Here is an 18,856-nt window from a genome sequence, read left to right as displayed (position 1 = left end):
ATTCCTATTCCTGTGCCAGCATGGCATTCATATCCTGGTCGATGTCCTTACAGACCTCCTCCACGCTCCTGGCTCCGGTCCACGCATCGATCAGCTTTTCATTTGTCATATTGTTCCATGTGACTGTTGTCTTGGAATATGGCCGGATTACCAGGGTCTCCATCATATCCAGGTAGGCTTTAAGGTTGAAATCCGGATATGCTTTTACCCAGTTTTCCGTGGTCCCCTCATAAGCTGAAATAACGATTCCAAGGTCGGACTGCTTCTGCTGCGCCTCCTTTGACCCCATGTATTCAATGAGCTTCCACGCTTCCTCAGGCATGCCTGTATTGGCAGAGGCAGCCCAGCCAAGTCCGTTGTAAATGGAAACCCTTCTTCCGGTTTCGGCATCCTTTGGCAGCACGGCTATGTCGCAGTTCGCCTTAACATAATCATTGTTGCAAAGCTCCGGCAGCATCCAGGAACCCTGGGTGATCATTGCCACCTTACCGGCTTCAAATAAAGCCTCCTCCGTATTTTCCGCAATCACTTCATATGGCGGTGCATATCCCTCCTTCATCAGACCGGTCAGAAACGTTAAAGCCTTAACCGTACCCTCCTGGCTGAATCCGGAGGACTTTTTATCCTGGCTGATCACATAACCGCCCATATCATAAACGATATTATTCCAGCCCGCCTGGTCATTGGTAGGCCTTAAGGCGAATCCATACTGGCTTCCATCCGGTTTGGTCAGCTTTTTTGCCGCATTCGCGAAAGTCTCCCAGGTCCAGTCCTGATCCGGATAGGGGAGCCCCGCTTCATCAAACATGGTCTTGTTATACCAGAGAGCTATGGTATCAATGTCTTTTGGCACCGCATACTGCTTTGTACCTTCCCAGTTATAGATTTCCACAATGTCCTTTGGAAATTTATCCATATCCAGCTTATCGCTGGACTTGATCCTGTCCGTCAGGTCAAGAAGCATCCCGTATTCGGAGTATCTTGCGATTTCATTGGAATGCATCCAGAAGACATCCGGCAGGGAGCCGCCGGTGGCACCCGCCTCCAGCATGGTCCAATACTGCTCCCAGGGCGTCACCTGGATCTGTGTCTTGATTCCGGTTTCCTCCGTAAAATCCTTCATGATCTCCGTTAATCCCGGTTCCTGGTTCTTATCCCAGATTGCAACCGTCAGGGTTCCTGATGAGCCGGTATTTCCGGCCTCAACGGAGCTTTCCGAATTCTGTTTTGTTTCTTCAGAGCCTGCGGATGCAGATCCCTGACCGGACTGCCGGCTTCCGCAGCCTATCAGTACCGATGCCATAATTACCGCCATGACTGCCGTTAACCCCCATTTACGTTTCATTTTACTACCTCCCCTTCATTTGGCAGTTTATATAATACAAACCGCTTCTTTAAATAGTTTTTATCATTTTCGCTATATGTATTTTCGATTATAAACTGCTTTTCATGTATTTTACATGGGCTAATGTGATTATCACATGGTTTTTTGTTATTTTTGTTCATTTTCTTCCTGCACTCTTTTCCGATATTGAAGCGGAGATTCTCCTTCTGTCTGCAGGAAGCTTTTACAAAAAACCGAAGCATCGTGAAAGCCGCAGGATAAACCGGTTTCGGTTATGCTAAGTCCTGTATCCTCCAAAAGGCGCTTTGCCTCCATGATCCGGTAAGACGTTAAATAATGCTTCGGTGAAATCCCTTTATATTTCATAAACAGCTTATACAGATAAGTCCGGTCGATGCCCACATATCCGGCCACATCGCTGATTTGAATGGGGTAACTGTAATTATGGTGCATATATCCCTCTGCCCTGGACAGATAGCTCTGCTCATATTCTCCCGCCTCTCTTTGATTTTTCGGAAGCCGGGAAAACAAAAGATAAAGATAACCAACCATTTCATCCATATTGTGCGCCCCGCTTTGAAAGGCGGTCACCAGACGGATCAGAACGGTCTGCCAGCCGTCTTCCTTTCCAAAACGGTAAATATATCCCTTTTCATCCTGCCGGTATTCAAGAAGGAGCCGCTCCGCCTCATTGCCGGCAAATGCGGCCCATGCGTATTCCCAGGGATCCTCCTCATCTGCCTCATAATAGGTGACCTCCTGGGGCTTAATTAAAAATGCATCTCCTGCCTTCAGTACATACTCTTCTTCCCCTGCCCGATAGATTCCTTTTCCCTTTAACACCACATGCATCAGATAATGCTTCCGTATGGCCGGGCCAAAAAAGTGTCTGGCCGCACACTGCTCATGACCGCAGTAATAAATGGTCATCCCCCGTGCCGCTTGATTCATCTTAATCCCTCCATGCAACAAAATGACAATTTTATGAAACAAACTTCCTATCTTTTTTCCTATTGTGATTATACAATATCCTCATCAGCCAGACAATGAGAAGCGAGGAGGAAAGACCATGGTAAAAATAACTTTTATGGGGGCAGGAAGCACGATATTTGCAAGAAATGTCCTGGGTGACTGCATGTGCACCCCGGTTTTGCAGGACGCACAGATCGCCCTGTATGACATTGACCCGGTCCGTCTTGGTGATTCGGAGCTTATTCTTAATGCAATCAACAAAAATGTAAATAACGGGCGGTCTGAGATCAAAACTTATCTTGGGGAGGAAAACCGGAAAGAGGCACTGTCCGGCGCGTCCTTTGTGGTTAACGCCATTCAGGTCGGAGGATATGACCCCTGTACCATCACAGATTTTGAGATACCTAAAAAATACGGATTAAAACAGACCATTGCCGATACCCTTGGAATCGGAGGGATCATGCGGGGTCTTCGCACCATTCCTGTCCTGGAAGATTTTGCAAGAGATATGGAGGAAGTCTGCCCGGATGCCTATTTTCTGAATTACACCAATCCAATGGCCATATTGACCGGTTACATGCAGCGCTACACTGCCATCAAAACCATCGGATTATGCCACAGCGTTCAGGTATGTTCGGAAACCTTATTAAAGGAACTCGGCATGGAGGATAAGCTGGAAGGCAGAACCGAACTGATCGCGGGAATCAACCATATGGCATGGCTCTTAAAAATCCATGACAGGGATGGGCAAGACCTCTATCCTCTCATACGCCGGGAGGCGTCTGAAAAAAATCAGACGGAAAAACATAAGGATATGGTCCGTTTTGAATACATCAGCCACCTGGGCTACTATTGTACGGAATCCAGCGAACACAATGCGGAATACAATCCTCTGTTCATAAAATCCAAATATCCGGAAATGATCGAGGAATTTAAAATTCCCCTGGATGAATATCCGCGCCGGTGCGTAAAGCAGATAAGCGAATGGGAGGAAGAAAAGGCTTCCATTCTAAACAACGGAAAAATCACCCATACCCGTTCCTTAGAGTATGCTTCTTATATTATGGAAGCGATCCTGACCAACAAACCGTATAAAATCGGCGGAAGCGTGTTAAATCAGGGGCTGATTGACAATCTGCCCGCGGATTCCTGCGTGGAAGTTCCCTGCCTGGTGGACGGCAGCGGAATCACCCCCTGCCATGTAGGCCGCCTTCCCACTCAGCTGGCTGCCATGAATATGACCAATATAAATCCGCAGCTTCTCACAATGGAAGCTGCACGAAACAGGGATGTAAGCATGATCTATCAGGCGGCCATGCTGGATCCGCATACCTCTGCAGAACTCAATATACGGGATATCCGGTCCATGGTGGATGAATTGATCGCCGCCCATGGAAGCTATATGGAAATGTACCGTTAACCGGCTTCTTCCGGGAAATATCATTTGCAAGTTAAACCTGCGTCCTGTATAATAGACCCTATCAAGCTTCCAACGAAAACGGATTGTCTGACAGGGTCTTTCACCATATTGAGGGGGCATTTTTTTGAGCGAAAAGCAAACGACTTATAAAAATGTAGCAGGGTTTCGCTGCTTAAGAAATATCAAGCGGCAGACCAATGATCTGTATCTGGTTCACTGCGGAATCCAGCAGTGTCCTCCCGATTATACTTACAATCATAAGATTCCCAATGAGCATCACCTTCACTTTATACTGAGCGGAGCCGGAGTCCTTGAAATAGGCGGAAAACGGCATATTTTAAAAACCGATGACATTTTCCTGATCCCCAAGGGCCATCCCATCCTTTACCATGCAGATCACCAAAATCCATGGGAGTACATGTGGATTACCTTTGACGGCGAAATGGCAGAAGCCTATTTAAGCTATACCGGCCTGTCCGCGGAGACTCCTGCTATCCATTCTCAGATTCCGAATCAGCTCTATCTTCCCATGATACGGAAAATTCTGGACACCAATCAGCTGACCTTTGCCAACGAGATCAAGCGGGTGGGGTATTTATATGAGATCTTATCCACTTTAATTGAGATGCAGAACAGCTTAAGAACCAGCAGAAAGAACCAGTACGATTATTCCATTGACACCTATGTGGATTATGCACTGCAGTACATCAAGCTAAACTACGACCACATCAGGGTCCAGGACATCGCCGACTACATCGGTATTAACCGGTCCTATCTGACATCCATTTTTAAAAAGCAGCTTCACGTTTCTCCCCAGGAGTACTTAATGCGGTACCGGCTTAACATAGCCGTCCACCGGCTGACTGCTACATCCCAGTCAATTCAGGAAATTGCAACCAGCATCGGATATGATAACCCTTTGACCTTTTCTAAGATATTTAAGCAGGAATATGGAATGAGCCCAAGGCATTTCAGAGAAGAAAAGAAAAAAAATGAAAAAACGGAATCAATATAAAAACAGGAAGCCAGTCCCATAGGGTCTGCCTCCTGTAATATATTCTATCTGTCTGCCAACACTTCATTAATCTGGGAAACCAGAACATCACAGTCTATTCCATGAACCTGGCAGGCTTCCTCTAAAGACTCGCCCTGAGAGGCCGGACAGCCGAGGCAATGCATACCTGCGCGCATTAACATAGGAGCAATGGTCTCATCCATCTCAAGCAATGCGCCTATTAACATATCTTTATCAATCTGCATCTTGTATTCCTCCTTAAAAAATTGTACATACTGTCTTTATAATATAATACTTTTCCGCCTGTTTCGCAAGGACTAAATTTCATTTTTTGATTCATACTTTTTTATTTATTTTTCTCATTAAGAAGTATTGACATTGTATACAGTATTCATATATAATGTATTCATACAAAGATTGTAGGAATTATAATCTTTGCCGGTACTTATTCATTATTTCTACTTATATTAAAGAGATTCTACGGAGGTACAATACTATGAGACCAGAATGGAGAGATTTCACAGGCGGCGTTTGGGAGCGGGAAATCAATGTCAGAGACTTTATCCAAAAAAATTATACTCCTTACGACGGTGACGATTCCTTCCTTGCCGGACCTACCGCAGCAACAAAAGATCTTTGGGCACAGGTTATGGACTTATCCAGGCAGGAACGCGAAGCCGGCGGTGTGCTGGATATGGATACAAAAGTCATCTCCACCATCACTTCCCATGGACCCGGATATTTAAATAAAGACAAAGAAAAGATCGTGGGCTTCCAGACCGATAAGCCATTCAAACGTTCCTTACAGCCTTACGGCGGCATCCGTATGGCGGAAAAGGCCTGTGCGGACAATGGTTACACCGTTGATCCCGAAGTCAGGGAATTTTTTACGATTCACAGAAAGACACACAATGCCGGTGTATTTGATGCCTATACCCAGGAAATGCGTGACTGCCGTTCCAACCACATTATCACAGGCCTTCCGGATGCCTATGGCCGCGGACGTATCATCGGTGATTACCGCCGTGTAGCCCTTTACGGGATCGACCGTCTGATCGGGGATAAGGAAGAGCAGAAGGAAACGACCCGCACCATCATGTACTCTGATGTGATCCGGGAAAGAGAAGAACTGTCCGAACAGCTCCGCGCCCTTAAGGAGTTAAAGAAGCTGGGAAGCATTTATGGCTTTGATATTTCCAAGCCGGCCACCAATGTAAAGGAAGCAATCCAGTGGACTTACCTGGCCTACCTGGCTGCTGTTAAAGAACAGAACGGAGCCGCCATGTCCTTAGGCCGCACCTCCACCTTTATTGATATTTATGCACAGAGAGATTTAGAAGAAGGAACCTTTACGGAAGAAGAGATCCAGGAATTTGTGGATCACTTCATCATGAAGCTGCGTCTGGTTAAATTCGCCCGAACACCGGAATACAACGAACTGTTCTCCGGAGATCCTACCTGGGTGACAGAATCCATCGGCGGCGTAGGGATCGACGGACGCCACCTGGTAACCAGGATGTCCTTCCGCTATCTGCACACCCTTAAGAATCTGGGAACCGCCCCGGAACCGAACTTGACCGTACTCTGGTCCACAAGGCTTCCGGAAAGCTTCAAACGCTTCTGTGCCAAGACCTCCATTGAATCCTCTTCCATCCAGTATGAAAACGATGATTTAATGAGAGTGACCCACGGCGACGACTATGCCATTGCCTGCTGCGTATCTTCCATGCGGGTCGGCAAGGAAATGCAGTTCTTCGGTGCCCGTGCCAACCTGGCAAAGTGTCTGTTATACGCCATCAACGGCGGTGTAGATGAAGTTACAGGGAAGCAGGTCGGCCCCAAATACCGCCCCATCACCTCCGAGTACCTGGATTATGATGAGGTCATGAGCGCCTATAAGGATATGATGAAATGGCTTGCAACGGTTTACGTAAACACGCTTAATATCATCCATTATATGCATGACAAATACAGCTATGAGCGCATTCAAATGGCTCTACACGATAAAAAAGTAACCCGCTGGTTCGCAACCGGTATCGCCGGACTTTCCGTTGTGGCTGACTCTCTGTCCGCCATCAAATACGCCAAGGTAAAGACCGTGCGCGATGAAAACGGCATCGTCGTCGACTACGTCGTAGAAGGAGATTTCCCGAAATACGGCAATAACGATGACAAGGTCGACCAGATTGCAAATGACCTGGTCCACACCTTCATGAATTTTGTAAAAGCGAACCACACCTACCGGGGCGGAATTCCGACAACCTCTATCTTGACAATTACTTCCAATGTAGTATATGGTAAGAATACAGGAGCAACCCCGGATGGGCGTAAGAAGGGTGAATCATTTGCACCAGGCGCCAACCCGATGCACCGCAGGGATACCCACGGCGCTGTCGCTTCTCTTGCTTCTGTTGCAAAGCTTCCTTTTAAGGATGCACAGGATGGTATCTCCAATACCTTCTCCATTGTACCAGGTGCTCTTGGAAAGGAAGACCAGATCTTCTCCGGCGATCTGGAGGTGGATTTAGAGCTGGATCTTTTAGACAGCCAAAAATAAGGAGTGGTTTTTATGGCATATCCAAAGGAAAAACAGATTGATGACATTGTCTCCATGCTGGATCAGTTTATGGCCGGCAACGGCGGCCATATGAACATCAGCGTATCAGAAGACGGTACCGTAAATGCCGATAAAACAATGGCAAAATCAGTAACTACCATGAAGTCCATGGACTGCGCGGCCGGAGATCTGGCCTGCAGGATTCCGACCCTGTTTGAGGGTATGGATGCAGACGATGAGGATCCGGAAGGCAACCGGCTTTTCATGGAGGACACTTATTAAGTACAAAAGGAGGATTAAAAAATGGCAAATATCAGCGACTCCCAAATCGATAACCTTGTGAATTTATTAGATGGCTATGTAGAAGAAGGCGGGCATCACTTAAATGTCAATGTTTTCACCCGCGATACCCTTCTGGATGCCCAGAAGCATCCGGAAAATTATCCGCAGCTTACCGTACGAGTATCGGGCTATGCGGTGAATTTTATCAAACTGACAAAGGAACAGCAGGATGAGGTAATCTCCCGTACATTCCATAATAACATGTAGTGAAAAGTAAAGAAGGCGAATGATTCATGACAGGACGTATCCATTCCATTGAAAGCTTTGGCACCGTTGACGGTCCCGGCGTGCGCATGGTGGTTTTTTTGCAGGGCTGCCCCATGCGCTGCCAGTACTGCCACAACCCGGATACCTGGAAAATGGCAGGCGGTACCGATATGACGGCAGAAGAAATCTTAAAACAATATGAATCATCCCGGAATTTTTACCGGGGCGGCGGCATAACGGCAACCGGAGGGGAACCCCTCATGCAGCTGGATTTTGTGACAGAGCTTTTCGAAGCCGCAAGAAAAAAGGACATTCATACCTGTCTCGATACCTCAGGCGTCACTTTCCGGAGAGATGATCCGGAGCATTTGAAGAAAATGGACCGGCTGCTTGATTCCACCAGTCTTGTCATGCTGGACATCAAACACATTGATGCCGTAAAACATAAGCCTTTAACCGGTTATTCCAATGAAAACATCCTGGATTTTGCCAGGTACTTAAGCGAGCGTCAGATTCCCGTATGGATACGTCATGTTGTGGTGCCCCAGATCACAGACCAGACCCCTGACTTATACCGGCTCGGGCGCTTCATCGGCGAACTGAAGAACGTAAAAGCCCTTGATGTTCTGCCCTATCACGACATGGGAAAGGTGAAGTACGAAAGCCTTGGAATGGACTACCCCTTAAAGGATGTCCCCTCTATGTCCACAGAAGGCGCCATCTCTGCCAAGAAAGTGATCTTAAGCGGAATCCGGGATGCCAGAACGGGAGTACCAGACCGGTATTGCTCCTAAAATTAAACATTAATTGCAGGAAATTGTACTTGAATATTTTTAATTTATGGTATAAAATATAGAAAAATGTATAGAATTTAAGGAGGTTATTTATCATGGCACGTGTTATTAGTGATGCTTGTGTTAGTTGCGGAACCTGTGAAGGAGAATGCCCGGTAAGCGCTATCAGCCAGGGTGATTCTCAGTTTGTTATTGATGCTGATTCCTGTATCGATTGCGGCGCTTGTGAAGGTGTATGCCCAACAGGAGCTATTTCTGAAGCTTAATTATGAATACATAAATGCCTCTTCCGTAAGGAAGGGGCATTTTGTTATATCACCACTTTCTTAATCATTCAGGAAAGGATATTTCTAATATGAGAAAACCACTTATCGGCCTGACTCCCTCCCACGATACGGATAACGATGACATTAAGATGCGGCCTACCTATCTGCGGGCATTAAAAGCAGCAGGAGCAATTCCCGTGGTAATGCCCTTAGAAGCTTCGGAAGAGGATTTGAAACAGCTTGCGGAAGACTTGGACGGATTTCTGTTTACAGGCGGTCCCGACGTCCATCCCTTTCTCTTCGGGGAAGAAACACAGGCTCACTGCGGAAATGTATCTGCAGCCAGGGATCAGATGGAGCTGTCCCTGCTTCCGCTGGTTCTGGAGCTTAAAAAACCGGTTCTTGGAATCTGCCGGGGCATCCAGGTCTTAAATATCGCTTTGGGCGGAAATATCTGGCAGGATATTCCTTCCCAGACTAAACGGGATTTCCCCATCGCCCACGCCCAGCCCTTTTACTATAACATGCCCTGCCATACGGTATCCTTAGCCGAAGGCAGTCTCCTTGCCCGGATATCAGGATGTACCTCCTTAAAGGTCAACAGCATGCATCATCAGGCAGTTAAGGATATAGCCCCTGGCCTGGCTGCAGCGGCGTATTCTCCGGACCATTTGACCGAGGCTCTGGAAATGCCCGGCTATCCCTTCTTTGTCGCGGTTCAATGGCATCCGGAATATCTTTGGGAAAAAAATGAAGAAGCGCTTCGATTGTTTCAGACTTTTGTTAAGGCTTGCAAGAAATGACTTTCTATGTACAAAAAATCCGCAGTTTACACTTTCAGTGGCAGCTGCGGATTTCTTTTCCTGAGCCTGTCTGCTCCATTTATCTGAAAGTAGTATGAATCTATAACTTTTTTCCATTTCGCCCGAATTTTTTTTTGCGGTTAAAGAATGGGATCTTGGATGCAGCTGCTTCTGCACGGCCCTTGTTGTCTTTCTGATGGGTGCGTAAAAGCTCGTCCAATTGCTTGAACCGTTCTTCTTCCCTTTCTTCCTTCAAATTCATCAAGTATTCCAGTTCCTTAATGACTTTGTCGTTGACCAGGCAGCTGACATCCTGGCTTAACTGCTCATTATTCACTTCTAAAGCCCGCCCAATAATGTGGTTCATAATCTCCTGGAACTGCTCCATTTTTTCCTGAGCAATGGATACCTGCGCTGTATTATGTACCTCCAGGCCTGTCCCGTCTTCCGGGCCGGATACCGCACTCTCTTTTAATTCCTGCGTCATCTGCCCTTCTAATAATTCATCAGGTATGACAGGGTCTTTGCCATCCCCAATGACCTTATCCAGCGCTGTCTTAATGGCTTTTAACTGATATCCCTTTTCCTTTAAGTCCTTGATCTGCCTGAACAAACGGATGTGTGCTTCGGTGTAATACCGGTGTCCCATCTCATTTCTGGGAATCTTTAACTCCAGCTCGTCCTCCCAGTATCTAAGGACATGGGATTCTACATCGACTTTCTTCGATGCATCCGATATTAAGTAATGTATCTCAGCCATAGCTATATCCTCTCCTTTGGTTCGTTTAGTTTTCATAACCTTACTATTTATATCATATGCGGGATTAATACAGATTATGAATGAGAAATGGAAAATTTTTAAGGGATTTGAGAAAAAGATGGAGGAACCCTGTCCGCGGGAGCCATCTGAAAAAAGAGGTTCCCCCGGCACAGAAAAAGCAAATGAATTTGTTTTTTTATGCCGGGGAACCTCTTTTTCTATCCTGCTCATTGCCGGGCCATGTTTGCAAACTTCGTATACTCTGGTCTCCAGACCAGATTCACAGTTCCTATGGGACCGTTTCTCTGTTTTGCAATGATAACTTCTGCAATATTAGGCATATCCGTATCTTTATTATAGTAATCATCACGATATAAAAACATAACCACATCGGCATCCTGCTCGATGGCTCCGGATTCTCGAAGGTCGGAGAGCATGGGGCGGTGGTCTGGTCTGGTCTCACAGGCACGGCTTAGCTGGGATAAGGCGATTACAGGAGCATTCAGTTCTCTTGCCAGGGCTTTTAAGGACCTGGAGATTTCTGAGATCTCCTGCTGGCGGTTTTCGCCGCCTTTTCCGCTTCCACTCATCAGCTGCAAGTAATCGATAATGACTACATTAAGTCCGTATTCCAGCTTCATCTTACGGCATCTGGAGCGCAGCTCCATGATGGAGATTCCGGGGGTGTCGTCGATGATCAGCTTGGAATTGCCGATGACTCCGATCCCTTCGACAACGGCATCCCAGTCCGTGTCGGATAAGGTTCCGGTTCTGAGCTTCTGGGAATCCACGTTGGATTCCATGGCCAGCATACGGTTTACCAGCTGTTCCTTTGACATCTCCAGACTGAATACCATGCACGGCAGACCTTTTTTTACTGCTATATGGTCTACCAGATTCAGTACAAAGGCCGTCTTACCCATGGAAGGACGGGCGGCGATTAAAATGAAATCGGAAGGCTGCAGGCCGGAAGTCTTATAATCCAGATCAATAAAGCCTGTGGGGATCCCGGTCACGGTCCCCTGGTTTTTTGAGGCCTCTTCGATTTTTTCCAGAACGTTCATGGCAACCTGGCGGATGGGGACGAAATCTCCGGAGTTGCGGTTCTGAAGCAGATCAAATATGGTCTTTTCCGTGACAGCAAGGATGGCCTCCAATGGTTCCTTTCCGGCATAACAGGTGTTGGCAATATCTTCATTGACCTTGATAAGCCTCCTTAGAACCGCTTTATCCCGCACAATATTGGCATAGGACTTTACATTGGCGGAGGTGGGAACCGTGGTAATGATGTCCCGGACAAAGTCCAGACTCGAAACCTCCGGGGGCACATCCTTCTCCTTTAAACGGTTCTGAAGCGTTACCAAATCCACCGGCATATTTTCATTAAAAAGCTCCAGCATGGCCTCGAACATAACGCCGTACTGGTGCTGGTAAAAGTCTCCTGCTGTAACGATCTCGGAAGCCGCGATGATTGCATCCCGGTCCATCAGCATGGAACCGATGACGGATTGCTCTGCCTCTATGCTGTGAGGAAGTATCCGTTTGATCAGGGCATCATCCATGTTCATATCTCCTAGCTCTCCACTACCTTAACAATCAGCTTTGCAGTTACATCTTTATGAAGCTTAATCGGAACCTCATGGGAACCGAAGGTCTTAAGGGGCTCCGGAAGGATCAGTTTCTTTTTATCAATGTCATATCCCAGCTGACTTTGGATCGCAGAAGAAATCTCTTTTCCTGATACGGAACCAAAGGCCCTGCCGCCCTCTCCTGCCCGGATCGACAGCGTGACCCACGATTCTGCAAGCTTGTCCGCCAGTTCTTTGGCGGCTGCCAGCTGTTCTGCAGCCTGCCTGGCTTCATTGGCCTTCTGAAGCTTTAAGTCATTTAAATTCTTAGCCGTTGCCTCGATTCCCAGCTTTTTCGGGAGAATGTAATTCCTTGCATATCCATCGTTAACATTAACGATCTGTCCCTTCTTGCCCAATGCTTTTACGTCTTCTAATAATACAACTTCCATTATGATATGTCTCCCTTCTCTAACATCTCTTTGATAACCGCTTTTACGCGGGTTCTCGCTTCTTCAACTCCCACATCGGCAAGCTGTGCACCTGCAATGGTCCGGTGTCCTCCGCCTCCCAGCATTTCCATCATGACCTGTACATTGACTTCATCAATGGAACGGGCGCTTAAGTACACCGTATGATTGTAATCCGTCATGACCACAGATGCCTTGATCCCTGCGATATCAAGCAGCTCGTTGGCCGCCTGGGCTCCCACAACCGTAGGACTCCCGATCCCTTCCGACGGGCATACGCTGATGGCAAAGCAGCCTTCGTATATCTCCGCCTCCCGGACCGCTTCGGCTTTTGCCTTATAATCTTCCAGGTCATCGCGGAACAGCTTCCGCACACGGACCACATCCGCTCCGTTTCTTCTTAAAAATGCCGCTGCCTCAAAAGTTCTGACGCCGGTCTGGTTGGTAAAATTATTGGTATCAATGACGATTCCTGCATACAGGGCGTCTGCTTCTGCCGATTTGATCTTAATGCCGTCTGCAATGTACTGCAATACTTCAGCCACCATCTCACAGGCTGAGGAAGCATAAGGTTCCACATAGGAAAGAACCGCATTATCGATGATCTCGCTGCTCTGCCTGTGATGATCCAGCACCACAATGGTCTTTACCATGCGCAGCAGTTCCGGCGCGTCGGTAATGCTTGGACGGTTTACATCCACCACCACCAAAAGGGTGTTGGCATCCACTAACTCCGCAGCCTTCGCTCCGGTTAAAAATAAATCCTCGGGGTAATCGGAATTCCCTACAAAACGGTCCAGCATAGGGCGGACGGTTGTGGTCACTTCATTGATCACAATATTGGCCTTCTTGTCCATGGCCGTGGCAATGCGGTAAATTCCAACTGCCGCACCAAAGGAATCGATATCCGTCAGGCGGTGCCCCATGATCAGGAGCCGGTCCTTTGTCTCCATCAATTCCCTGAGAGCATGGGCTTTCACCCGGGCCTTTACGCGGGTGGTTTTCTCCACCTGCTGAGCCTTGCCCCCGAAATACTGGATCCGCTCGCCATCCTTAATCACTGCCTGGTCGCCTCCGCGTCCCAATGCCATGTCAATGGCAACTCTCGCAAAATCATAATTCCTGTAATAGCTGTCCCCGTTCATTCCAAGTCCAATGCTTAAGGTTACTGCCATCTCATTGCCGATGTTGACGGTTTTCACCTCTTCCAGAATGGAAAAACGGTTCTCCTTCAGCTCCGCGATACAGGACTGCTTGATGGCGATAAAATACTTGTCCTTTTCTAACTTCTTTACGATTCCATTCATGTTGGTAATATATTTGGTGATCTTCCGGTCAATGAGCGCGGTGAGAAGAGAACGGCGTACCTCTTCCACACTCTCCAGAGCCTCGTCATAGTTATCCAGATAAATAAGACCGGCCACCATCTTCTGGTCATCCACCATCTGCTTATAGGTCAGGATTTCCGTTTCATCAAAAAGATAGACTGCCACCAGCATCTGCGCCACAGCCTCCATGCCAATGGTCTCCGCTATGGCTTCCGGCGAATCTTTCATAGTAACAGCCTTCAGCCGGATCTGGTACTTCCGTTCATTGTGCGTCGTGTGCAGAACAGCCGTACCTTCCTTCAGCTTCAGCGCTTCTTTCGTTATCTCCGGAAAAATGGTCATGATGTTCTTTCGCGTGGCCTTTAACGGCTTTTCTTCCCCCAGCACCTCCGAAAACGCTGTATTCCCCCAGAGGATCCGTCCGCTTTCATCTGCCATTCCATACGGAAGTTCCAGATCCGTGAGGAGCTGCTTCTGCATCCAGGAATAATCCGCAGAAAATTCCACAAGGCCGCTTAACAGACGTTTCCTTCTGTAAGTATAGAGCCAGACTGCTATGCCGATATACAGAAGCGTAAAAACTGCCATGATGATACCCGCCTTCACACTGGCTGCGCCGATCACCGTATTGGCGGCAATCAGCAGCCCGCTTAAATAAAGCGGCCACTGCATATACGTCCTCAGCTGTCCCCTTATTTTAAACTTCTCTTTCATATCTTTCTCCTTATGGAAAAAAGGGTTCTTTTTTCACTATCTTAACATTATAACATAGTCATCTGGGTTCGTCCATTAAAATACAAAAAGTAAGGAAACACAAGGCTTTCAGGGGATTTTTTAAAATTTTAAAAGGGCTTTTGCGTTACAAAAAACGCAAAAGCCCTTATGGCAGTAAAACTGGTGTAATTATTATTATTTGATAAAGCTTACATGTCTGCAGATCTCCTCCACCGCCAGCTTTTGCCTGCTCTCTCAGTCTCTTTGGCCCTTTTCCTCTATATACCGGTCGATCATCTTCAGAATCTGCGCCTTTGTATAAGGCTTTATAATAAAACCATAAGCATGAATCTTCCAGGCCTCCAATGAAAAACCGGGAATACCGGACAACAATACCACTTCCGGCGGTTCCGGAAGCTCATACAGCTTCGATGTAAGAGTGATCCCGCTGATATCCGGCATGACCACATCCGAAAACACCAGATCCACCGGATTCTCCTTAACATACTGTATGGCCGCTATTGCCTCATGGAAGCTTCCGCACAGCTCGATTTTATCTGTTTCCCTTAATATACCTGTCAGTTTAACCAACAGCTCCTCTGAATTATCCACCGCTACCGCCCTGATCCTCATAATGCCTCCCTGGTTCCTATAAAACTTTTTTCATGAAATGTAATGTTTATTATATTATTATACTTAGAATTTGCGATTGTTTCAACGGGGGCAGTGAATGTTGATGTCAAGTTAGTCTTCTGCTTTATTACAGTCCGTCATGAGCTGCGCCATTCCATTTGCTCATTTCGGTTAATTGTTAACCATTATTGCATTTATAGTTGACATTCTTTCTTTTTTTCCTGTATAATTTTGTCATATAAAAAATTACACAGAAGGGAGTCATATGAAGAACATGAAAACTAAGAATCTTGTATTATGCGCATTATTTGCCTCGTTAAATGCATTATTATCTCAAATCTCCATTCCCATCGGCCCTGTCCCCATCAATCTGACCCATATTTCAACCTTTGCAGCTGCCGGATTGCTGGGAGCAAAATACGGTGCTTTGAGTCAGATTGTTTTTGTTCTGATGGGAGCCGTCGGTCTCCCGGTTTTTTCCGGCTTTATGGGAGGTATCGGCAGAATCCTGGGCCCAACAGGAGGATATATCATAGCTTACGCCGTATGTGCGTATACAGCCGGCTGGATTATGGAACGCTTTGGCAAATCCGTAAAAGTAATGATTGCCGCCATGTATACGGGCTGGATCCTCACCTATGCCATTGGAACTTTATGGTACGTTTACATAACACATACTAATTTTATCACAGCATTAACCCTCTGCGTCATTCCCTTTTTGTTAGGCGACGGGCTGAAAACAGTTCTAAGTATGGCACTGATAAAAAGATTAAACCCGGTCGTATCCTGCGGGAATATGAAAACAGAACAGGAAAAAATATCTGCTCAGAGAATCCATTTAAGAAAGGGTACAAAACATGAACTATAATTACGAAAACCTGTCCCGGGAAGAGGCTTTGTCCATTCTCAATTTACCTGATGAAAAACTTTATGAATTGCTTGATGTTGTGTACGCCATCCGGAAAAAATATAAGGGTAATATGGTGAGCGTACAGCTTCTTACAAATGCCCGCAGCGGTAATTGTACACAAAATTGTGCTTATTGCGCTCAATCCCACCGGTCCACGGCAAATATTGCCAAATACAACCTGATATCCTATGATAAATTGCTTCAGGATGGGTATATAGTCCAGGAAAAAAAGCTTTCCAGACACTGTATCGGGCTGAGCGGGATCCGTTTTCGTGATTCTGAAATAGATGCGTTTGCCGATGAGATAAAAAAGCTCAAAAAAGAAACACAGACTCCGGTCTGCTGCTCCATCGGGCTTTTGACGCCGGAACAGGCAAAAAAACTCAAAAAGGCGGGAGTGGACCGGATCAACCATAATCTTAATACAAGCAGGCGTTTTTATCCAAACATCTGTACCACTCACACCTATCAGGAAAGAATATCCAATATTAAAATGCTCAAAAGCATTGGTTTTGAAATTTGCAGCGGCGGAATTATCGGCCTTGGAGAAGAAAAGGCGGACGTTGTAGATATGCTCTTTGAAATACAGGCAATAAAACCTCAGGCCGTACCGGTTAATTTTTTGATACCGATTGAGGGTACTCCACTGGAAAATGCCGATACATCTCATTTATCTGCTGAATATTGTTTGAAGGTATTATGCCTTGCCCGCCTGCTGAATCCCCAATCAGATATACGGTGCGCCGCCGGAAGGGAAGTCTATTTGAAGGGGAAAGAAAAATGGATGTTTTATGCGGTCGATTCCATTTTTGCTTCCGGCTATTTGACAGCCGGCGGACAAAGCATTGAAGATACCATTAAGGTCATAACGGATGCAGGATTTGAATACTGCATAGAAACTGCCTGATAAGCTGTATAAAAGGCAGGTCCCGGATAATCCGCAAAAATGTATCCATATTGGGAGTATATGAAAATCAGCTTACTTTTCTATGTTTTATAGAGAAAAGTAAGCTGATTTCAACAGGCTATTTAATTGCATCGGTTCCACGTTCCCTGGTTCGGATTCTTATTGCATCCTGTATATCAGAGATAAAGACTTTTCCGTCACCGTACTCTCCGGTATATGCCGCTTCTGCGATACAGGAGATAATGGATTCGGCCTGATCATCCGGAACCACTGTTTCAATCTTGATTTTTGTAAGAAAATTATAATCCACTTCGGTACCGCGGACGAATTCCGTCCAGCCCTTCTGATTTCCGCAGCCCATGACCTGCATGATGCTTAAGCCGTTTAACTTCATCTTATCCATGATCTCCTTGATTTCTTCCAGCTTTTCCGGACGGATATATGCTTCGATTTTTTTCATGATATCATCCTCCTGTCTGTTAATCCATTCCGTTGAATGCGGGATAAGCGGTTTCACCATGCTCTGAGATGTCAAGACCAATCGCTTCGTCTTTCTTTGAAACCTTTATTCCCTTCGTTACGAAAGTGGTAATTCCGGCTGCAATCAGTGTCCCTGCAACGGTGATCACAATGGTAATCCCGACTGCTGCCAGCTGGCGGATGAACAGAGTAGTCCCGCCAAATATAAGGCCATCCCAGGCAGCTGCGGAATTAATGCTGGTTTTTGCAAATAAGCCGGTTGCGATACCTCCCCAGATCCCGCCGATGCCGTGACACCCAAATACATCGAGCGCATCATCATATCCAAATCTGGGCTTTATTACATTAATAAAGAAATAGCAAATGGGGCTGACAAGCGCGCCGATCACGATTGCCGCCCAGATAGGAACAAAACCGGCACCAGGCGTTATAGCAACCAGACCGATGACCATACCGGTGGAAGCTCCCACAAGCGTGGGTCTGCCGTTTTTTATAACCTCTATGAACAGCCAGGAAAGCAGAGCGGATGCTGCTGCGGTATTGGTAGTCATAAATGCATGAGCTGCCAGTTCATTTGCTGCCAGTGCGCTGCCGCCGTTAAAACCGAACCAGCCAAACCAAAGAAGGGCTGCACCAAGAAATACAAACGGAACATTGTGTGGGTGGTACGGCGCCTTTCCTAAGTTCCTGCGCTTTCCGAGCAGAATGGAAAGCACCAATGCACTGACACCGGAACTGATATGTACAACATTACCGCCGGCAAAGTCAATGGAACCGATCTGGAACAGATAGCCTCCGCCCCATACCATATGGGCCAGGGGATAATAAACGATGACAGACCAGAGTGTTATAAAAAGAACAAGGGAAGAGAACTTCATGCGCTCCGCTATTGCCCCGGTTATCAAAGCCGGTGCGATAATGGCAAACATCATCTGGAAAATCGCAAATGCCAGGGTATTCGGGTAAGGCAGGGTAATATCTGTAAAAGTATCAAAATTCATGCCAAACCACTTAAGATTACCGATGACACCCCCTATGTCGCCGCTGAAGGATAGGGAAAACCCTATCAAAACCCACAAAATTGATCCGATGCCCATCATGATAGCAGAAGACATCATGGTGTTGATAACACTTCTGCGTTTTACCAGGCCTCCGTAAAAAAATGCAAGCCCCGGGGTCATAACAAAAACCAGCGCCGAGCATGTTAAAAGCCATGCGAAATCTTCGTGATCCATAATTTCAACTCCTCCTTTATTTGCTTTGAGTAAAAAAATTAAGCCATAACCTTGTGCGACGCTGCACAGTGTTATGGCTTCTTTGCCGTATAATTTCCCAACCTTATTTTGGTCTACTGCTAGACTAAAG

At 46.6% G+C, this 18,856-nt stretch carries 20 protein-coding genes; 10 read left to right on the top strand and 10 right to left on the bottom strand.

Annotation, left to right across the window (positions count from 1 at the left end; all coding sequences use genetic code 11):
* Positions 1-4 precede the first annotated feature (4 nt).
* Complete coding sequence (locus tag BQ9856_RS23760; protein WP_077613200.1) at positions 5-1,345, bottom strand: ABC transporter substrate-binding protein; 1,341 nt, start codon at positions 1,343-1,345, stop codon at positions 5-7.
* A 147-nt stretch (positions 1,346-1,492) separates the two neighbouring features.
* Positions 1,493-2,296: an AraC family transcriptional regulator gene (locus tag BQ9856_RS23755; RefSeq protein WP_077613199.1), complete on the bottom strand. Its 804-nt coding sequence runs from the start codon at positions 2,294-2,296 to the stop codon at positions 1,493-1,495.
* Positions 2,297-2,414: 118 nt separating this feature from the next.
* On the opposite strand from BQ9856_RS23755, the gene BQ9856_RS23750 reads away from it, so the two are divergent.
* Together BQ9856_RS23750 and BQ9856_RS23745 are read left to right on the top strand one after the other, a co-directional pair.
* Positions 2,415-3,737, top strand: coding sequence for an alpha-glucosidase/alpha-galactosidase (locus BQ9856_RS23750; RefSeq protein ID WP_077613198.1), 1,323 nt, complete (start codon positions 2,415-2,417; stop codon positions 3,735-3,737).
* 124 nt (positions 3,738-3,861) lie between these two features.
* Positions 3,862-4,752 carry an AraC family transcriptional regulator gene (locus BQ9856_RS23745; RefSeq protein WP_077613197.1) on the top strand — a complete coding sequence of 297 codons (891 nt, stop codon included), beginning with the start codon at positions 3,862-3,864 and terminating at the stop codon, positions 4,750-4,752.
* Positions 4,753-4,796: 44 nt separating this feature from the next.
* On the opposite strand, the gene BQ9856_RS23740 is transcribed toward BQ9856_RS23745, so the two are convergent.
* The gene (locus tag BQ9856_RS23740) at positions 4,797-4,997 is read right to left on the bottom strand and encodes a DUF1858 domain-containing protein (RefSeq protein ID WP_077613196.1); all 201 of its coding nucleotides are present in this window, start codon (positions 4,995-4,997) and stop codon (positions 4,797-4,799) included.
* A 251-nt stretch (positions 4,998-5,248) separates the two neighbouring features.
* Between BQ9856_RS23740 and pflB the strand changes: the two genes are divergently transcribed.
* The 6 genes from pflB (at position 5,249) to BQ9856_RS23710 (ending at position 9,721) form a co-directional block, all read left to right on the top strand.
* Entirely contained in the window at positions 5,249-7,309 is a 2,061-nt protein-coding gene (pflB, locus tag BQ9856_RS23735; RefSeq protein WP_077613195.1) for a formate C-acetyltransferase, read from the top strand.
* Positions 7,310-7,321: 12 nt separating this feature from the next.
* A complete protein-coding gene (locus BQ9856_RS23730) occupies positions 7,322-7,591 on the top strand; it encodes a hypothetical protein (RefSeq protein WP_077613194.1) in 270 nt (89 codons plus the stop codon).
* Between the two features lie 21 nt (positions 7,592-7,612).
* Complete coding sequence (gene grcA3 / locus BQ9856_RS23725; RefSeq protein WP_077613193.1) at positions 7,613-7,858, top strand: autonomous glycyl radical cofactor GrcA3; 246 nt, start codon at positions 7,613-7,615, stop codon at positions 7,856-7,858.
* A 26-nt stretch (positions 7,859-7,884) separates the two neighbouring features.
* On the top strand, positions 7,885-8,652 hold the full coding sequence (gene pflA, locus BQ9856_RS23720; protein ID WP_077613192.1) for a pyruvate formate-lyase-activating protein: 768 nt from the start codon (positions 7,885-7,887) through the stop codon (positions 8,650-8,652).
* A 95-nt stretch (positions 8,653-8,747) separates the two neighbouring features.
* Positions 8,748-8,918, top strand: coding sequence for a DUF362 domain-containing protein (locus BQ9856_RS23715; RefSeq protein ID WP_077613191.1), 171 nt, complete (start codon positions 8,748-8,750; stop codon positions 8,916-8,918).
* An 89-nt stretch (positions 8,919-9,007) separates the two neighbouring features.
* Positions 9,008-9,721, top strand: a complete 714-nt coding sequence (locus BQ9856_RS23710) for a gamma-glutamyl-gamma-aminobutyrate hydrolase family protein (RefSeq protein ID WP_077613518.1) — start codon at positions 9,008-9,010, stop codon at positions 9,719-9,721.
* A 100-nt stretch (positions 9,722-9,821) separates the two neighbouring features.
* Here the strand turns inward: BQ9856_RS23710 and BQ9856_RS23705 are convergent, their stop codons facing one another.
* The 5 genes from BQ9856_RS23705 to BQ9856_RS23685 all read right to left on the bottom strand — a co-directional run bounded on the left by BQ9856_RS23705 (position 9,822) and on the right by BQ9856_RS23685 (position 15,194).
* Positions 9,822-10,481, bottom strand: a complete 660-nt coding sequence (locus tag BQ9856_RS23705) for a helix-turn-helix domain-containing protein (RefSeq protein ID WP_077613517.1) — start codon at positions 10,479-10,481, stop codon at positions 9,822-9,824.
* Between the two features lie 227 nt (positions 10,482-10,708).
* On the bottom strand, positions 10,709-12,043 hold the full coding sequence (gene dnaB / locus BQ9856_RS23700; RefSeq protein WP_077613190.1) for a replicative DNA helicase: 1,335 nt from the start codon (positions 12,041-12,043) through the stop codon (positions 10,709-10,711).
* Between the two features lie 11 nt (positions 12,044-12,054).
* Positions 12,055-12,501: a 50S ribosomal protein L9 gene (rplI, locus tag BQ9856_RS23695; protein ID WP_077613189.1), complete on the bottom strand. Its 447-nt coding sequence runs from the start codon at positions 12,499-12,501 to the stop codon at positions 12,055-12,057.
* The gene (locus tag BQ9856_RS23690) at positions 12,501-14,561 is read right to left on the bottom strand and encodes a DHH family phosphoesterase (RefSeq protein ID WP_077613188.1); all 2,061 of its coding nucleotides are present in this window, start codon (positions 14,559-14,561) and stop codon (positions 12,501-12,503) included. The genes rplI and BQ9856_RS23690 overlap by 1 nt, the downstream gene beginning before the upstream one ends.
* A gap of 255 nt (positions 14,562-14,816) precedes the next feature.
* Entirely contained in the window at positions 14,817-15,194 is a 378-nt protein-coding gene (locus BQ9856_RS23685; RefSeq protein WP_077613187.1) for a LytR/AlgR family response regulator transcription factor, read from the bottom strand.
* A gap of 265 nt (positions 15,195-15,459) precedes the next feature.
* Here BQ9856_RS23685 and BQ9856_RS23680 point away from each other — a divergent pair, with 265 nt between their 5' ends.
* Together BQ9856_RS23680 and bioB are read left to right on the top strand one after the other, a co-directional pair.
* Positions 15,460-16,062 (top strand): biotin transporter BioY, encoded by a 603-nt coding sequence (locus tag BQ9856_RS23680; RefSeq protein ID WP_077613186.1) that lies wholly within the window; start codon positions 15,460-15,462, stop codon positions 16,060-16,062.
* The gene (gene bioB / locus BQ9856_RS23675) at positions 16,052-17,011 is read left to right on the top strand and encodes a biotin synthase BioB (protein ID WP_077613185.1); all 960 of its coding nucleotides are present in this window, start codon (positions 16,052-16,054) and stop codon (positions 17,009-17,011) included. Before BQ9856_RS23680 ends, bioB begins: the two co-directional genes overlap by 11 nt.
* A gap of 118 nt (positions 17,012-17,129) precedes the next feature.
* Here bioB and BQ9856_RS23670 read toward each other — a convergent pair whose 3' ends face one another.
* Both BQ9856_RS23670 and BQ9856_RS23665 read right to left on the bottom strand, forming a co-directional pair.
* Positions 17,130-17,471, bottom strand: a complete 342-nt coding sequence (locus BQ9856_RS23670; RefSeq protein ID WP_077613184.1) for a P-II family nitrogen regulator — start codon at positions 17,469-17,471, stop codon at positions 17,130-17,132.
* 19 nt (positions 17,472-17,490) lie between these two features.
* Positions 17,491-18,726, bottom strand: coding sequence for an ammonium transporter (locus BQ9856_RS23665; RefSeq protein WP_077613183.1), 1,236 nt, complete (start codon positions 18,724-18,726; stop codon positions 17,491-17,493).
* Positions 18,727-18,856 lie beyond the last annotated feature (130 nt).

Source organism: Clostridium sp. Marseille-P2415, assembly GCF_900155545.1.
GTDB lineage: Bacteria > Bacillota > Clostridia > Lachnospirales > Lachnospiraceae > Lacrimispora.
The sequence above is the reverse complement of the archived record's forward strand: the minus strand, read 5'-3'. Positions and strand labels throughout refer to the sequence as shown.

Excerpts from the sequence above, each read along its gene's own strand:
- BQ9856_RS23760 (WP_077613200.1), bottom strand. The coding sequence starts at position 1,345 with ATGAAACGTAAATGGGGGTTAACGGCAGTCATGGCGGTAATTATGGCA.
- BQ9856_RS23755 (WP_077613199.1), bottom strand. The coding sequence starts at position 2,296 with ATGAATCAAGCGGCACGGGGGATGACCATTTATTACTGCGGTCATGAG.
- BQ9856_RS23750 (WP_077613198.1), top strand. The coding sequence starts at position 2,415 with ATGGTAAAAATAACTTTTATGGGGGCAGGAAGCACGATATTTGCAAGA.
- BQ9856_RS23740 (WP_077613196.1), bottom strand. The coding sequence starts at position 4,997 with ATGCAGATTGATAAAGATATGTTAATAGGCGCATTGCTTGAGATGGAT.
- pflB (WP_077613195.1), top strand. The coding sequence starts at position 5,249 with ATGAGACCAGAATGGAGAGATTTCACAGGCGGCGTTTGGGAGCGGGAA.
- BQ9856_RS23730 (WP_077613194.1), top strand. The coding sequence starts at position 7,322 with ATGGCATATCCAAAGGAAAAACAGATTGATGACATTGTCTCCATGCTG.
- grcA3 (WP_077613193.1), top strand. The coding sequence starts at position 7,613 with ATGGCAAATATCAGCGACTCCCAAATCGATAACCTTGTGAATTTATTA.
- pflA (WP_077613192.1), top strand. The coding sequence starts at position 7,885 with ATGACAGGACGTATCCATTCCATTGAAAGCTTTGGCACCGTTGACGGT.
- BQ9856_RS23715 (WP_077613191.1), top strand. The coding sequence starts at position 8,748 with ATGGCACGTGTTATTAGTGATGCTTGTGTTAGTTGCGGAACCTGTGAA.
- BQ9856_RS23710 (WP_077613518.1), top strand. The coding sequence starts at position 9,008 with ATGAGAAAACCACTTATCGGCCTGACTCCCTCCCACGATACGGATAAC.
- BQ9856_RS23705 (WP_077613517.1), bottom strand. The coding sequence starts at position 10,481 with ATGGCTGAGATACATTACTTAATATCGGATGCATCGAAGAAAGTCGAT.
- dnaB (WP_077613190.1), bottom strand. The coding sequence starts at position 12,043 with ATGGATGATGCCCTGATCAAACGGATACTTCCTCACAGCATAGAGGCA.
- rplI (WP_077613189.1), bottom strand. The coding sequence starts at position 12,501 with ATGGAAGTTGTATTATTAGAAGACGTAAAAGCATTGGGCAAGAAGGGA.
- BQ9856_RS23690 (WP_077613188.1), bottom strand. The coding sequence starts at position 14,561 with ATGAAAGAGAAGTTTAAAATAAGGGGACAGCTGAGGACGTATATGCAG.
- BQ9856_RS23685 (WP_077613187.1), bottom strand. The coding sequence starts at position 15,194 with ATGAGGATCAGGGCGGTAGCGGTGGATAATTCAGAGGAGCTGTTGGTT.
- BQ9856_RS23680 (WP_077613186.1), top strand. The coding sequence starts at position 15,460 with ATGAAGAACATGAAAACTAAGAATCTTGTATTATGCGCATTATTTGCC.
- bioB (WP_077613185.1), top strand. The coding sequence starts at position 16,052 with ATGAACTATAATTACGAAAACCTGTCCCGGGAAGAGGCTTTGTCCATT.
- BQ9856_RS23670 (WP_077613184.1), bottom strand. The coding sequence starts at position 17,471 with ATGAAAAAAATCGAAGCATATATCCGTCCGGAAAAGCTGGAAGAAATC.
- BQ9856_RS23665 (WP_077613183.1), bottom strand. The coding sequence starts at position 18,726 with ATGGATCACGAAGATTTCGCATGGCTTTTAACATGCTCGGCGCTGGTT.